The following is a 15,674-nucleotide window of genomic DNA, read 5'->3' as shown; positions in this document are numbered from 1 at the left end:
CCCAACCGCGCACAGCATGCGTCAATCCTTTTCTCCCCATGGCCTTCGGAAAATCCAAGAACCGCCGCCGTCAGGACGCCGCCCAGCAGAAAGAGGCGGTCCGAGGCGCGGTGCGTTCGCACGGGCCGGGCGTGCTCAGGGTGCTGGGGTTGACGCTGGGCACCGGGCTGCTGGTGTGGGGTGGGGTGGCGCTGCGGGAGTGGGCGCTGACGTCGCCGCGCTTCGACCTGGAGGCGGTGTCCTTCTCCGGTCTCCAGCGCGCCTCCCGGGTGGAGCTGCTGCGGCTGGCGGCGCTGACGAAGGGGCAGAATCTGTGGAAGCTGGACGTGGACGCGCTGGAGCGCGCCATGCACCAGCACCCCTGGTTGCGCACGGTGGAGGTGACGCGCCGGTTTCCCAACCGCGTGTCGGTGGAGGTGACGGAGCACGTGCCGGTGGCCATGGCGGTGCTGGGGGAGCTGTACGTCCTGGACGAAGAGGGTGAGCCCTTCAAGCGGGTGACGCCCGGGGACGGACTGGACTTGCCCCTGGTGACGGGCCTGGACCGGGAAGGTTATGTGGCGGACCCGGCGGCGGCGCGGGAGCGCCTCCGTTCGGCGTTGACGGTGGCGAGCGCGTACGCGCGGCTGTCACCCGAGAAGGCCGAACAGTTGTCGGAGGTCCGCCTGGAGGCGCAGAGCCTGGCGCTGGTGACGGCGTCCGGTCAGGAAGTGCGCCTGGGCGAAGGAGATTCAGAGGTCAAGCTGCAACGTCTTGCCCGTGTCCGGCGCGAACTGGGTGCGAGGGGGCTTGCAGCGGAGATCATTCACCTGGATAACCGTGCCCGGCCCGGCTGGGTGGCGGTGAAGATTTCGAGCCCCGCGTCCGAGAGGAGCGGGGCTTCGATGCGGTAAGAGGACGCGCCCCTTTCACGAGAGTGGGGGGCCTGGGAGGGTTGTCATGGCGAAGCAGAAGTCGGGGGAGATCATCGTCGGCCTCGACATCGGCACGACGAAGATCTGCGCCATCGTCGGAGAGCTGACCGACAGCGGCATCGACATCATCGGCATCGGTACGCATCCGTCGAAGGGTCTGCGCAAGGGCGTGGTGGTGAACATCGAGGCGACCGTCTCTTCCATCCGCCGCGCGGTGGAAGAAGCGGAGCTCATGGCGGGGGCGGAGATTTCCCACGTCTACACGGGCATCGCCGGAGGCCACATCAAGGGCTTCAATTCCCAGGGCATCGTCGCCGTCAAGGACAAGGAGGTCCGCGAGGCGGACATCGCCCGCGTCATCGACGCGGCCAAGGCCGTGGCGATTCCGCTGGACCGGGAGGTCATCCACGTCCTCCCGCAGGAGTTCATCATTGACGACCAGGGTGGCATCAAGGAGCCCCTGGGCATGGCGGGCGTCCGGCTGGAGGCCAAGGTCCATATCGTCACGGGCGCGGTGTCCAGCGCGCAGAACATCGTCAAGTGCGCCAACCGCACCGGGCTCAACGTCTCCGACATCGTCCTCCAGCCGCTGGCCAGCGCGGAGGCGGTGCTGGGCGAGGATGAGAAGGAGCTGGGCGTGTGCCTCGTCGACATCGGCGGCGGCACGACGGACATCGCCATCTTCTCAGGCGGCTCCATCGTCCACACAGCGGTGATTGCGCTGGGCGGCAACAACCTCACCAGCGATATCGCCATTGGCCTGCGCACGCCCGCGCACGAGGCCGAGCGCATCAAGCAGAAGTACGGCTGCGCGCTGTCGTCGCTCATCAACAAGGACGACACCATTGAAGTGCCCAGCGTCGGGGGCCGTCAGCCTCGCGTGCTCGGGCGGCAGATTCTCTGCGAAATCCTGGAGCCGCGCGTGGAGGAGATCTTCCAGCTCGTGCACCGCGAAATCCAGAAGTGCGGCTACGAGGACCTGCTGGCCTCGGGCGTGGTGATTACGGGTGGCTCCACGCTGCTGGCCGGCATGCCGGAGCTGGCCGAGGAAGTCCTGGGCCTGCCCGTTCGCCGCGGCATGCCGCGTGGCATCGGCGGTCTGGTGGATGTGGTGAAGAGCCCCATGTACGCCACCGGCGTGGGCCTGGTCGTCTACGGCGCCCGCCACCTGGACCGGCGCATGTTCCGCATCCGCGAGGAGAACGTGTACAAGAAGGTGAAGGGCCGCATGCGCGAGTGGCTCGAGGAAATCTTCTAACGCACCGGGCCGAGCGCCCACCGCGTCGCCCAAGGGCTCTCCGAAAGGAGGGCCCTTTTTTGTTGGCCTGGGCCACGCCCTGCGTCCTGGCTGACGCGTCAGCGTCCGGGTTTGACGCGTCAGCCGACCTGGTGGGTTGCCCTCTTGGAGGCGCGAGCCGGTCCAGTTTCCGGAAACTGGATCCGTGGTTCGGATGGGGCGGGCGCTACCCCTTGAGCAGGGCGCTGAAATCCTCGGAATACCGCGGGTCGTAGATTGGACAGAGGCTGGCTCTCGGATTGCTATGTGCGGCATTTGCCGCTGGGCCCACACCCCCCAACGACCCCAGGTTTATGACTCGAACGACCTTTTACGTCCCCTTGCTTAGTCGGGTTTTCCAAGGGCGCCTTGGCCTGGCCATCGCACCCCTGGCGCTGCTGTGCGCGGCGTTGGTTGGGCCGGTGGCGATGGCCGCCGTGGACAACGTCGGCCTGGGGAGCGGGGCCGTCGGCGCGCTGACCATCAACGCCGCCAACACGCCCATCAATACCTACACGCGCGTGACAGCCGCCGTGCCCGCGGGGCAGAGCTTCGTGACGGTGGCCTCGACCGCGGGCTTCGCGGTGGGCAACCTGGTGATGGTGCACCAGACCACGGGGCTCGCGGCGCCCGCGTCTGGGAGTCAGGCGCCCATCAGCCTGGCGGGAGGCCCGGTGGGTCGCTGGGAGTTCGCGCGGATTCAGAGCCTCACGGCGACGCGGCTCAACTTCACGCAGCCGCTCACGGTGGCCTTCGGAGCCACCGGGACGCAGGCGATTCGGGTGCCCGAGTACACCAGCGTGACGGTGAACGCCGCGGGCAGCATCGTGGCGGCGCCGTGGGATGGGACGACGGGCGGCGTGGTGGCCTTCCTGTCGCAGGGCGCGGTGAACAACGCGGGTGCCATCCACGCGGATGGCCGGGGTTTCCGGGGCGCGTTTGCCTGGAACGGCGATGGTGATGGCTGCACGGGTGTGGATGAGGAGTGGCCGGGCGGGGCGTCGAAGGGAGAGGGCCTGGTTCCTTCCCGGTTTGGCGGTGACACGTTCCCGCTCGACCTCGCGGAGGTGACGACGGGCCGGGGCAACATCGCCAACGCGGGTGGCGGCGGCGTCTGCCACAACTCCGGCGGTGGTGGCGGCAGCAACGCGGGTGCAGGTGGCATCGGTGGGCGCACCTGGAGTGGGGAGGATGGTCCTACGGTTTCTCGGACGGTGGGTGGGTTCGGTGGCGCCGGTCTGAACTTCGATGCGGTGAGCCAGGGGCTGTTCGGCGGTGGCGGTGGCGCTGGACATGGCAATGATGACGTGGCCGGCGCGGGGAGCGCGGGCGGCGGATTCGTGTTCATCCGCGCTGCCTCGCTGTCGGGGGCTGGTCGCGTTTCGGCGAACGGGCTGGCGGGCGGCAACGCCCTGGGAGATGGAAATGACGCAGCGGGCGGAGCGGGCGCTGGCGGCACCGTGTACCTGCGCGTCACTGGCGCCCTGAACTGCGCGGCCAACCAGGTGTCGGCCCGCGGTGGCAACGGCGGTGTCACGATTTTCGCCGAGCACGGCACGGGTGGCGGCGGTGGTGGCGGCCGGGTGCTGACGCAGTCCGCGACGGGAACGTGCGCTCCGGTGGTCACCGGCGGCGCCGCGGGCACGCAGCCGACGGCAAGCGCTCCGGACGGGCTCACGTATGGCGCCGCTCCTGGCAACCCGGGTGTTGTCACCACCCTTCCCGGCGCCTTCCCGGCGAACCTGCCGGCCCCCGTGGTGGTGTCGCCGGCCAACGGCTCTACCACGGGCGTTCGTCCGGCCATCACCGGCACGGCCCCCGCGAACGCCACGGTGGTCATCTTCGTGGATGGCGTCGAAGTGGGCCGCGCGACGGCGGACGCCGCGGGGAACTTCAGCTTCACGCCGACCGTGGACCTGGCCGTCGGCTCGCACACGGTGAATGCCTACGCCCAGCTCCAGGGCGTGTCGTCCGTGCTGAGCAACACCAACACCTTCACCGTGGTCTCCGACACCACGCCTCCGGACACCACCATCGTGAGTGGGCCTCCGGCGGTGACGAATTCCACCAGCGCCACGTTCGACTTCAGCTCGAATGAGAACCCGGTGACGTACCAGTGCTCCCTGGACGGCGGTCCGTTCGTGGCCTGCACCGACCCGCGGACGTTCACGGGGCTGAGCCAGGGCAATCACACGCTGGCGGTGCGCGCGGTGGACGCGGCGGGCAACGTGGACCCGACGCCCGCGACGTACGCGTGGACGGTGGACACGACGGCGCCGGACACGACGATTGTCAGCGGCCCTTCGGGGACGACGACGTCCAGCAGCGCGACGTTCGACTTCGATTCGAACGAGAGCCCGGTGACGTACCAGTGTTCGCTGGATGGCGGCCCGTTCGTGGCCTGCACGGACCCCGTCACCTTCACGGGGCTGGCGGATGGTTCGCACACGTTGGCGGTGCGCGCGGTGGACGCGGCGGGCAACGTGGACCCGACGCCCGCCACCCGGACGTGGACGGTGGATGCCACCGCGCCGGACACCACCATCGTGAGCGGGCCTCCGGCGGTGACGAACGCCACCAGTGCCACGTTCGACTTCAGCTCGAACGAGAGCCCGGTGACGTACCAGTGCTCCCTGGACGGCGGTCCGTTCGTGGCCTGCACCGACCCGCGGACGTTCACGGGGCTGAGCCAGGGCAATCACACGCTGGCGGTGCGCGCGGTGGACGCGGCGGGCAACGTGGACCCGACGCCCGCGACGTACGCGTGGACGGTGGACACGACGGCGCCGGACACGACGATTGTCAGCGGCCCTTCGGGGACGACGACGTCCAGCAGCGCGACGTTCGACTTCGATTCGAACGAGAGCCCGGTGACGTACCAGTGTTCGCTGGATGGCGGCCCGTTCGTGGCCTGCACGGACCCCGTCACCTTCACGGGGCTGGCGGATGGTTCGCACACGTTGGCGGTGCGCGCGGTGGACGCGGCGGGCAACGTGGACCCGACGCCCGCCACCCGGACGTGGACGGTGGATGCCACCGCGCCGGACACCACCATCGTGAGCGGGCCTCCGGCGGTGACGAACGCCACCAGTGCCACGTTCGACTTCAGCTCGAACGAGAGCCCGGTGACGTACCAGTGCTCGCTGAACGGCGCGCCCTTCACCGCCTGCACGGACCCGCAGACGTTCACGGGTCTGGTCGAGGGCGACCAGACGCTGGCGGTGCGCGCGGTGGATGCGGCGGGCAACGTGGACCCGACGCCTGCTCAGTACGCGTGGACGGTGGACCTCACGCCTCCGACGCTGCCGACCATCGACTCGCCCGCGGACCAGGAGGAGGTCGCCACCGCGACGCCGACGCTGACGGGAACGGGGGAGCCGGGCAGCAGCATCTACCTGGATGTCGGTGGTGCGACGCACGGTCCCATCCTGGTCGATGAGGACGGCAACTGGACCTTCATCGTGCCGGAGCCGCTCGACGAGGGCCCTCACACGGTGAGCATCATCAGCGTGGACCCCGCGGGCAACTCGGCGGGGCCGGTGACGAGCACGTTCATCGTCGACCTGTCTGCGCCCGACACGTTCATCGACTCCGGTCCGGCGCTGCTGACGCGGGACACGTCCGCTACCTTCGACCTCCGCTCGGAGGGCGGCGGCGTGGCCTACGAGTGCAGCCTGGATGGGGGCGTCTACGTGGCCTGCACCGACCCGGCGAGCTTCACGGGCCTGGCGGATGGGGACCACCTGCTCCTGGTGCGCGCGGTGGACGCGGCGGGCAACGTGGACCCGACGCCCGCGCAGTACGCGTGGACGGTGGACACGACGCCGCCGGACACGCTCGTGGTGAGCGGCCCGCCGACGGTGACCTCGGCGACGTCAGCCTCGTTCGAGTTCGCGGCCTCCGAGCCGGGCTCCACCTACGAGTGCAGCCTGGACGGCGCGGCCTACGTGCCGTGCACGGAGACGTTCGACGGCTTCGCGGAAGGCGAGCACACGCTCCTGGTGCGCGCGGTGGACACCGCGGGGAATGTGGACCCGACGCCCGCGGAGCACACCTGGACGGTGGACCTCACGCCACCTCTGGCGCCGCTCATCACCTCGCCCGCGAATGGCGCGGTGCTGGATGACGGGGTGGTGACCATCACCGGCACGGCGGATGGCGCCGAGTTCGTGACGCTGACGCTGGATGGGACGACCTACGGCCCCATCCCGGTCGACGCGGGTGGCAACTGGACCTTCACGCCGCCGGTGACGTTGCCGGACGACACGTACACCCTCACCGTCACGGCGACGGATGAGGCGGGCAACACCAGCGCTCCGACGAGCTCCACCTTCACGGTGGACACGGCGGCGCCGGATACCGCCATCGACAGTGGCCCGGCGGTGCTGACGAACGTGGCCACCGCGGACTTCGTCTTCTCCTCGAACGAGTCTCCGGTGACGTACGAGTGCTCGCTGAACGGTGCGCCCTTCACGGCGTGCCCGGCCCAGGCGCAGTTCGGCCCGCTGCCGGACGGCGACCAGACGCTGCTCGTGCGCGCGGTGGATGCGGCGGGCAACGTGGACCCGACGCCCGCCGAGCACACCTGGACGGTGGACACGGCGGCGCCGGTGGTGGTCATCACCACGCCCGCGGACGGCGCGGTGCTCGACGTGCCGGTGGTGACGTACTCCGGTACGTCGGAGCCGGGCAGCACCGTGACGGTGGTGGTGGATGGCGTCACGGTGGGCACGGCGGTGGCCGACCCGTCCGGCAACTGGTCCCTCCCCGTGGGCGACACGCTGTCGGAGGGTCCCCACACGGTGTCCGTCACGGCGGAGGACGAGGCGGGCAACACCAGCACGACGGTGACGCACACGTTCATCGTGGACGCGGAGCCGCCGGAGACGACGTTCACCTCGACGCCGCCCACGCTCACCAACAGCGACTCGGCGACGTTCGACTTCGACTCGGACGAGTCCCCGGTGACGTACGAGTGCAGCCTGGACGGCGCGCCCTTCACGGCGTGCACGGACCCCGTTGACTTCACGGGCCTGGATGACGGCGAGCACACGCTGGAGGTCCGCGCCGTCGATGGCGACGGCAACGTGGACCCGACGCCGGCCACCTACACCTGGACGGTGGACACCACCGCGCCGGACACCCTCATCGTCACGGGCCCTCCGCTGACGGACGCGCCCAGCACGGCGACGTTCGACTTCGACTCGGACGAGTCCCCGGTGACGTACGAGTGCAGCCTGGACGGCGCGGCGCACGTGCCGTGCACGGACCCGGTCACCTTCACGGGCCTGGCGGAAGGCAGCCACACGCTGAGCGTTCGCGCGGTGGATGCGGCGGGCAACGTGGATGACACGCCGGCGACCTACACCTGGGCGGTGGCGGTCGACTCGGATGACGACGGCCTGACGGACGCCGAGGAGATTGCGCTGGGCACCGACCCGAACAATCCCGACACGGACGGTGACGGCCTGCCGGACGGTATCGAGGTGAATGTCGCGGGGACGGACCCGCTCGACGACGACACGGACGACGACGGCATCCTGGACGGCAACGAGGACGCCAACCACAACGGCATCGTCGACGAGGGTGAGACGGACCCGAACAACGGGGACACGGACGGCGACCTGCTGTCGGACGGCCTGGAGCTGGGCCTCACCGAGCCCCAGGGCACGGGCACGGACATGACGCGCTTCGTGGCGGACGCGGACCCGACGACGGTGACGGACCCGCTCAACCCGGACACGGACGGCGGCAGCGTGCGTGACGGCATCGAGGACGCCAACCGCAACGGCCGGGTGGACCCGGGCGAGACGGATCCGCTCAACCCCGCGGACGACGTCGACTCCGACGGCGACGGCATTGATGACGCGACGGAGCTGGAGCTCGGCCTGGACCCCAACGACGCGGACAGCGACGACGACGGCATTCCCGACGGCCTCGACGGCATCACCGACACGGATGGTGACGGCCTCATCGACGCGTTGGACCCGGACAGCGACAACGACGGCATCCTGGACGGCACCGAGGCGGGCATCACCCTGGAGACCGCGCACGCGGACACGGACCGCAGCTCGCCCAACTTCCGCCCGGACGCGGACCCGACCACCACCACCGACCCGAAGAACCCGGACACGGACGGCGACGGACTGATGGACGGCGAGGAGGACGCCAACCACGACGGCCGCGTCGACACCACGGAGACGGACCCGAACAACCCGGACACGGACGCTGACGGCCTGTCGGACGGCGTGGAGGTGCGTGGCTCCAACCCCACCAACCCGCTCGACCCGGACACGGACGGCGACGGCCTGCTGGACGGCGCGGAGGACGCCAATCGCAACGGCGCCTTCGACAACGGCGAGACGGACCCGAACAACGCCGACACGGACAGTGGCGGCGTGAATGACGGCGAGGAAGTCTCCGGTGGGACCAACCCGCTGGACGGCAACGACGACTTCGTCATCTCCGGCCGTGGGTGCAGCACGAGTGGGGCGGGCACCTTCGCTCCGCTGGCGCTGCTGCTGCTCGGACTGCCCCTGCTGGGCCGCTTCCGTCGCTCGGCGGGGCGGGCCGGTGGGGCCCCTGTGGCCGCCGCCGCCGTGCTGGCGCTGGCGGTGCTGCTGGTGTCGCGGCCGGCCGTGGCGCAGGTGCCCACGCTGTCCGCGTCCCAGTCCATCGACGTGCAGCAGTACAAGCCGGGGCCGAGCTCGAAGGACATCCTGGGCGTCCAGAGCGCCCAGGTGCATTCCCACCTGGGTTGGAACGTGGGCGTGTCCGTCAACTACGGGGACAAGCCGCTCAACTTCATGGACCCGCGCTCGGGCCGGTACATCACCGCGCTGGTGCGCAGCCAGGTGGGGGTGGACCTGATGGGCTCGGTGGGCCTCTTCGACCGCTTGGAGCTCGGCGTGCTGCTGCCGGTGACGCTCCAGCGTTCGCAGGCGGCGCCCATGGTGGACCCGTCCTTCGCCCAGGGCGTGGGCTCGGGCGGCATCGGGGACCTGCGCCTGGTGCCCAAGGCCCGCCTCCTGGAGGAGGGCTCCTTCGGCCTGGCCCTGACGGTGCCGGTGGTGCTGCCCACGGGCGGCGGCTCCGACTTCCTCGGGAGCTCGGGCGTGGGCGTGCAGCCGCGCCTGGTGGCCGAATACGGCGAGCGGTTCCGCCTGGCCGCCAACGTGGGCGTGGACTTCCGGCAGATGCAGCAGCTGCGCAACCTGAACGTGGGCAACGCGGTGTCCTACGGCATGGGCGCCGAGCTGCCCTTCACGGTGCGCGAGGTGCCACTGGCGCTCGCGGCCACCGTGGTGGGCGCGGTGAACCTGGAGCAGCAGGACACCGAGGAGCGCCCGCTGGAGCTGCTGGCGGCGCTGAAGTACCGCGCGCTGGGCGGCTTCTCCGCGCACGTGGGCGGTGGGCCGGGACTCACCCGCGGCTACGGCACGCCGGGCTTCCGGCTGCTCGCGGGCTTCAGCTACAGCCCGGAGCCGTCCCGCGAGCCGCAGCCGGCGGCGCCGGTGGACACGGACGGCGACGGCATCCTCGACATCCATGACGCCTGCCCGACGGAGCCCGAGGACAAGGACGGCTTCCAGGACGAGGACGGCTGCCCCGACCCGGACAATGACGCGGACGGCATCCCCGACACGGCGGACGCGTGCCCGAACGAGCCGGAGACGCTCAACGGCTTCGAGGACACGGAGGGCTGCCTGGACGTGGCGCCGCCCCCGCCGCCGGTGGACACGGATGGCGACGGCCTCATGGACCCGGAGGACCGCTGCCCCAACGCCCCGGAGGACAAGGACGGCTTCCAGGACGAGGACGGCTGCCCCGACCCGGACAACGACCGGGACGGCATCCCCGACACCGAGGACAAGTGCCCGAACGAGCCGGAGACCATCAACGGCTTCCAGGACGAGGACGGCTGCCCCGACAAGGGCAAGGTGAAGGTGCTCGTGGACGGCGAGCGCATCGTCATCCTGGAGAAGGTCTACTTCGCCACTGGAAAGGACGTCATCCTGGCCCGCTCGTTCCCGCTGCTGAAGCAGGTGGCCGCGGTGCTGCGCGCCAACCCGCAGGTGGAGCTGGTCCGCATCGAGGGCCACACGGATGCCCAGGGCAACGACGCGAAGAACCTGGACCTGTCCCAGCGCCGCGCGAACAACGTGCGCGCCTTCCTGGTGAACGCCGGCATCGCCGAGGGCCGCATGGAGGCGGTGGGCTACGGCGAGGCGAAGCCGGTGGACACCAACAAGACGGCGAAGGGCCGCGAGAACAACCGCCGCGTAGGCTTCACCATCCTCCGCGTGGGGAAGGTCGAAGTGGAGCGCGAGGCGCGCTGACGCACGGGCCCTGAATACCCGGTGAAACACACCGGGTGCGTTCATCCACGGGTGGCTCCGAAAGAGATTTCGGGGCCACCCGTCGTTTTTTGGGGCATGCTGCGTCCCACCCGCTACGCAGTGCCGTGGAGCGCGAGTCAAGGGGCGAAGTTCACCCACCGCGTCGCACGCCTGCACGTCCTTGCGTTGGCGTAAGTGCGCGTCAGGACTCGGACGCGCAGCATCCCGCTACAGGCTCGTAGCGGAATACTTGCCAAAGCGTGGGACTTGCTGATGATTGAGGAGGTTGGGAGCACGCGCGCTGCATCGCGCGACTCCGGGCGAGAGGACCACCATGGACCAGTTCGATCAGAACAAGCAGGCCGCCAAGATTCGGGTCGTCGGGGCGGGTGGGGCCGGCTGCAACGCCGTCAATACGATGATTCTGTCCAAGCTGGACCGGGTGGACTTCATCGCCGCCAACACCGATGTCCAGGCGCTCGCCGCGAGCAAGGCGCCCACCCGGCTTCAGCTGGGCCAGACGCTGACGAAGGGCCTGGGAGCGGGCGCCAACCCGGAGATGGGCCGCGAGGCCGCCCTGGAGTCGCGCGACCAGATTGCCGCGGTGCTCGAGGGCGCCGACATGGTGTTCGTCACCGCCGGCATGGGCGGCGGCACCGGCACGGGCGCCGCGCCCATCATCGCGGACATCGCCAAGAGTCTGGGTTGCCTCACGGTGGGCGTCGTCACCAAGCCCTTCCTCTTTGAAGGCAACAAGCGCCGCAAGCAGGCCGAGCAGGGCATCGTGGAGCTCAAGGCCGCGGTGGACACGCTCATCACCATCCCGAACCAGCGCCTGTTGTCGCTCTCCAACGAGCCGATGCCGCTGCTGGAGACGTTCAAGCGCGCGGACGAGGTCCTGCTGAACGCCGTGCAGGGCATCAGCGACCTCATCCAGTACCACGGCTACATCAACGTCGACTTCGCCGACGTGAAGACCATCATGAGCGACAAGGGCATCGCGCTCATGGGCACGGGCCACTCGACGGGTGACAAGCGCGCGCTGATTGCCATGCAGCAGGCCATCGCCAGTCCGCTGCTGGAGGACGTCTCCATCGACGGCGCCACGGGCCTGCTCATCAACATCACCGGTGGCCGCGACATGACCCTGCAGGAGGTCAACGAGGCCCTGACGCTGGTGCACGACGCCGCCGACAGCGAGGCGGAGATCATCTTCGGCTCGCTCATCGACGAGAACATCTCGGACGAGGTGAAGATCACCATCATCGCCACGGGCTTCGTGCACCGCGACGCGCCCAAGGTCCGCACGGTGACGCCCGTGGTGCAGGTGCCGCTGTCGCGTCCGGCGCAGTCCGCGCTCGCCAACGCGCGCGAGGAGGTCGCCAGCCTGGTGCCCACCAAGGGCAGCGGCTCGCGCCAACTCACCGTGGAGAGCAGCAAGGCCGTGAGCGCCCGCACCGCGGTGGTGAAGGACGCGCCGCTGCCGCTGGACGAGGACCAGTTCGACATCCCGACGTTCCTGCGGCGGCAGGGCCAGACGGAGCTGCCGTAAGCGGAAGCGGGGCTTTAGCGAGCGGGAAGCTGGGCCACGCTGGCTTCGTCGCGGGCGGACAGGGTGTCCGCGCGGGCGAAGAGGCCGTCGACTTCCGAATAGAGCGCGTCCACGCGCTCCGGGAGCCGGGCCGCGGGCAGCACGCCGTCGCCGGACACTTCCTCCAGGCGCGCGTGGGCGCGCTGCAGCAGTTGCAGCGCCTTCAGCAGGGAGAGGCCGCGGCGCGTGCCCTCCTCGGTGAAGAGGGTTCCGCTCTGCGTCAGCGCCTCCAGCGTGGTGCGCACGAAGCGCACGCGGTCCGTGTGCCGGCCACGGTAGAGGTCCAGGCGCTTGGCGCGCCGCGCGTGGTGCAGGTTGACCACGCCGCCAGGGCTTGAAGAGGAGGGGGGCGTCACGGGGAACAAGGTACGACACCGCCTCGTAGACCCGCAAATTTACTGGACTGTAGGGACCTGTTGCACGTCCGTCCGCACCCTTGTCTTGGGAGGGAGCGAGGGTTAGGTTCGCCGCCCTTTCGCACCCGCACCCCAGGGGTTCCGCCATGTTCCAGAAGCTGCTCATCGCCAACCGGGGAGAAATCGCCCGCCGCATCGGCGTGGTGGCCCGGGGAATGGGGCTCAAGACGGTCGCCGTCTATTCGGACGCGGACGCCGAGCTGCCCTTCGTGAAGGAGGCCGACGAGGCGGTGCGCATCGGCCCCGCGCCGGCCAAGGACAGCTACCTCAACACCGCCGCCATCCTGGAGGCCGCGAAGCAGACGGGCGCGCAGGCCATCCACCCGGGGTACGGCTTCCTATCGGAGAACGGCGAGTTCGCCCAGGCCTGCGCGGACGCGGGGCTCATCTTCGTGGGCCCGCCGCCGGAGGCCATGGCGCGGATGAAGGACAAGAGCCAGGCCCGCAGGCTGGTGTCCGCCGCGGGGGTGCCCGTGGTGCCCGGCAGCGAGGACGTGGTGCCCGACGTGGCCAGCGCGCTGGCGGAGGCCGAGCGCATCGGCTACCCGGTGCTCGTCAAGGCGGCCAGCGGCGGCGGGGGCATTGGCATGGCGGTGGCCAGGAGCCCGGCGGAGATGGAGAAGGTCTACCGCCAGTGCACGGACCGGGCGAAGGCCGCCTTCGGCAAGGAAGGCGTGTACGTGGAGCGCTACTTCCCGGCGCCGCGGCACATCGAGGTCCAGATTCTGGGGGACCAGCACGGCCACCTCATCCACTGCCTGGAGCGGGAGTGCTCCATCCAGCGGCGCCACCAGAAGGTGGTGGAGGAGGCCCCCTCCGTGCTGTTCGCGGACGGGCGCAACCCGGAGCTGGCGCAGAAGCTCTTCACGGCCGCGGTGGCCGCGGCGAAGGCCTTCGGCTACGCCAACGCCGGCACGGTGGAGTTCCTGTACTCGGAGGGTGAGGTCTACTTCATCGAGATGAACGCCCGCCTCCAGGTGGAGCACCCGGTGACGGAGCTGACCACGGGGCTGGACCTCATCGGCTGGCAGCTGCGCATCGCCGCGGGGGAGCGCCTCACGGTGACGCAGCAGGACGTGAAGCGGCGCGGGGCGGCGCTGGAGTTCCGCATCTACGCCGAGGACCCGGTGAAGTTCTTCCCGTCCCCCGGGCCGCTGAAGGTGTTCCAGCCGCCCACGGGCGAGGGCGTCCGGCTGGACGCGGGCTACGGCGAGGGCAATACCGTCACGCCCAACTACGACCCGATGATTGCCAAGCTCATCGTCACCGGTGAGACGCGGGCGCAGGCGATTGAGCGCTCCGTGGCGGCGCTCCAGGCGTTCCGCATCGAAGGCATCAAGACGAACATCCCGCTCCACCTGCGCATCGTGCAGGATGCGGCCTTCCAGGCCGGCGAGCTGGACACGCACTTCCTGGAGCACCACGCCAAGCCGGCGTAGCGGGGCCCGCTCCAGCCCCACCCACCCCTGAGGAGGCACGGATTCATGGCGGACGTCGCGGCGCACATCACCGGCACGGTGTGGAAGATTGAGGTTCAGGTCGGCCAGCAGGTCAACGCGGGCGACACGCTCGTCATCCTCGAGTCCATGAAGATGGAGATGCCCGTGGAGGCAGAGGAGGGCGGGACGGTGAAGGAGATTCGGGTGAAGGAGGCGCAGTCGGTCAACGAGGGCGACGTCCTCGTGGTGCTCGGCTAGCAGTGGAGCCCGTCGTCGCGACAGGCGCTTCGCTGAACGTCGAGGACCGCGACGACGGGGTCCGGGTGTTGACGCTGTCCAACCCGGCCCGCCGCAACGCGCTGGATGACGGCCTCCTGGCGCGGTTGGACGCGGCGCTGGCGCCCACCCCGCACGTGCGCGCCTTGCTGGTGCGCGGCGCGGGCGGGGCCTTCTGCTCCGGCTATGACTTGACGCACCTGGGCCCCCCAGGCGCGGACGGGCGGCTGCCGGATGACTTGCTGGTGGAGTGCCTGCTGAAGCTGGAGTCCCACCCCGCGCCCAGCGTGGCGCTGGTGGAGGGCCCGGCGGTGGGCGCCGGCTTCGACCTGGCGGCGTCGTGTGACTTCCGCATCGGCGCGCCCAACGCCGTCTTCCTCATGCCCCCCGCGAAGCTGGGCATCGTCTACTCCCCGGAGGGGCTGGCCCGGGCCGCGCGGCTGGTGGGCGTGGCGCGCGCCAAGCAGCTCTTCCTCGCGGCGCGGAAGCTGGGCGCGCGGGAGGCGCTGGAGTGGGGGCTGCTGGATGACTGCCTGGCGGACGCGGAGGCGCGCGCGCTGGCGCTGTGCGCCACCCTGGCCAGCCATGCGCCGCTGGCGGTGTCGGGGATGAAGGAGTCCTTCGGGCGCCTGGCGCGGGCCCCGCTGGAGGAGGCGGACCGGGCGCGGCTACGCGGCTTGCGCGCGGCGGCCTTCGGAAGCGAGGACGCGAAGGAGGGGCGGGCGGCCTTCCTCGAAAAGCGCCCGCCCCGCTTCTCCGGCCGCTAGTCAGGGCGGCCGGCGGGGGACTGCCACGGCGACATCAGGTGTCGCCGAAGAGCTCGCCCATGCGCAGCTGCAGCGCCGAGGCAATCTTGTACAGCGAGGAGATGGAGGCGGAGGACTCCGCGCGCTCAATCTGCGACAGCAGCGACACCGACAGGCCCGTGCGCCGCGCCAGCTGCTTGAGCGTGAGCTCCTGCGTCTTGCGTGCGTCGCGGATGGTGCGGCCAATGGCGCGGTGCAGGTCCGCCTCCGGGTCCTGGGACAAGCCCTTCTTCTGGAGGGCGTTGCGGACCGCGGTGATGAACTGCTCCGGCTCCATGGGCTTCTTGACGTAGTCGGAGGCCTGCGCCTTGAGCGAGGCCACCGCCGTGTCCACCGTGGGGTACGCGGTGGCGACGATGACGGCCACGTCCGTGTCGTACTTGCGAATCAGCTCCAGCACCTCGGTGCCCGACATCTGCGGCATCATCATGTCGAGGATGACGAGGTGGAAGTCGGAGCCCCGCAGGATTTCCACCGTCTGGGTGGGGTCCGTCGTGGTCACCACCTCGTAGCCTTCACGGGTCAGGACCAGCTTGAGGTAGTCGCAGTTGTCCTGCTCATCATCAACTACCAGGATGCGAATCTGCACAGCGTCTCCTCGCTGCAGTTCAGTGCCA

General features: G+C 70.0%; 9 protein-coding genes. 7 read left to right on the top strand and 2 right to left on the bottom strand.

The features are described from left to right. Positions 1–38: 38 nt before the first annotated feature. From KGD87_RS17275 to ftsZ, 4 genes are all read left to right on the top strand, one after another. Complete coding sequence (locus KGD87_RS17275) at positions 39–893, top strand: cell division protein FtsQ/DivIB (protein ID WP_284668495.1); 855 nt, start codon at positions 39–41, stop codon at positions 891–893. Between the two features lie 46 nt (positions 894–939). Next, positions 940–2,172 (top strand): cell division protein FtsA, encoded by a 1,233-nt coding sequence (ftsA, locus tag KGD87_RS17270; RefSeq protein WP_002634374.1) that lies wholly within the window; start codon positions 940–942, stop codon positions 2,170–2,172. A 332-nt stretch (positions 2,173–2,504) separates the two neighbouring features. Next, a complete protein-coding gene (gene agmC / locus KGD87_RS17265) occupies positions 2,505–10,529 on the top strand; it encodes an adventurous gliding motility protein AgmC (RefSeq protein WP_502888030.1) in 8,025 nt (2,674 codons plus the stop codon). Positions 10,530–10,863: 334 nt separating this feature from the next. Next, the gene (gene ftsZ / locus KGD87_RS17260) at positions 10,864–12,081 is read left to right on the top strand and encodes a cell division protein FtsZ (RefSeq protein ID WP_284668494.1); all 1,218 of its coding nucleotides are present in this window, start codon (positions 10,864–10,866) and stop codon (positions 12,079–12,081) included. A gap of 14 nt (positions 12,082–12,095) precedes the next feature. Here the strand turns inward: ftsZ and KGD87_RS17255 are convergent, their stop codons facing one another. Then, complete coding sequence (locus KGD87_RS17255; protein WP_163787331.1) at positions 12,096–12,485, bottom strand: hypothetical protein; 390 nt, start codon at positions 12,483–12,485, stop codon at positions 12,096–12,098. A gap of 137 nt (positions 12,486–12,622) precedes the next feature. On the opposite strand from KGD87_RS17255, the gene KGD87_RS17250 reads away from it, so the two are divergent. Genes KGD87_RS17250 through KGD87_RS17240 form a run of 3 tightly spaced genes read left to right on the top strand, consistent with a single transcriptional unit; the run spans position 12,623 to position 15,018 of the window. Then, positions 12,623–13,975, top strand: coding sequence for an acetyl-CoA carboxylase biotin carboxylase subunit (locus KGD87_RS17250; protein WP_284668493.1), 1,353 nt, complete (start codon positions 12,623–12,625; stop codon positions 13,973–13,975). Positions 13,976–14,020: 45 nt separating this feature from the next. After that, positions 14,021–14,233 (top strand): biotin/lipoyl-binding carrier protein, encoded by a 213-nt coding sequence (locus KGD87_RS17245; protein WP_176420127.1) that lies wholly within the window; start codon positions 14,021–14,023, stop codon positions 14,231–14,233. Positions 14,234–14,235: 2 nt separating this feature from the next. Further along, the gene (locus KGD87_RS17240; RefSeq protein ID WP_284668492.1) at positions 14,236–15,018 is read left to right on the top strand and encodes an enoyl-CoA hydratase/isomerase family protein; all 783 of its coding nucleotides are present in this window, start codon (positions 14,236–14,238) and stop codon (positions 15,016–15,018) included. 34 nt (positions 15,019–15,052) lie between these two features. On the opposite strand, the gene KGD87_RS17235 is transcribed toward KGD87_RS17240, so the two are convergent. After that, the gene (locus KGD87_RS17235; RefSeq protein ID WP_141648350.1) at positions 15,053–15,646 is read right to left on the bottom strand and encodes a response regulator; all 594 of its coding nucleotides are present in this window, start codon (positions 15,644–15,646) and stop codon (positions 15,053–15,055) included. Positions 15,647–15,674: the final 28 nt, after the last annotated feature.

Source organism: Myxococcus sp. SDU36, from assembly GCF_030168875.1.
GTDB lineage: Bacteria > Myxococcota > Myxococcia > Myxococcales > Myxococcaceae > Myxococcus > Myxococcus vastator.
This window is presented reverse-complemented; position numbering and strand designations above follow the sequence as displayed.

Bases quoted from the DNA above. Each gene is read 5' to 3' on its own strand.
- KGD87_RS17245 (WP_176420127.1), top strand. From the start codon at position 14,021: ATGGCGGACGTCGCGGCGCACATCACCGGCACGGTGTGGAAGATTGAG.
- agmC (WP_502888030.1), top strand. From the start codon at position 2,505: ATGACTCGAACGACCTTTTACGTCCCCTTGCTTAGTCGGGTTTTCCAA.
- ftsZ (WP_284668494.1), top strand. From the start codon at position 10,864: ATGGACCAGTTCGATCAGAACAAGCAGGCCGCCAAGATTCGGGTCGTC.
- ftsA (WP_002634374.1), top strand. From the start codon at position 940: ATGGCGAAGCAGAAGTCGGGGGAGATCATCGTCGGCCTCGACATCGGC.
- KGD87_RS17275 (WP_284668495.1), top strand. From the start codon at position 39: ATGGCCTTCGGAAAATCCAAGAACCGCCGCCGTCAGGACGCCGCCCAG.
- KGD87_RS17250 (WP_284668493.1), top strand. From the start codon at position 12,623: ATGTTCCAGAAGCTGCTCATCGCCAACCGGGGAGAAATCGCCCGCCGC.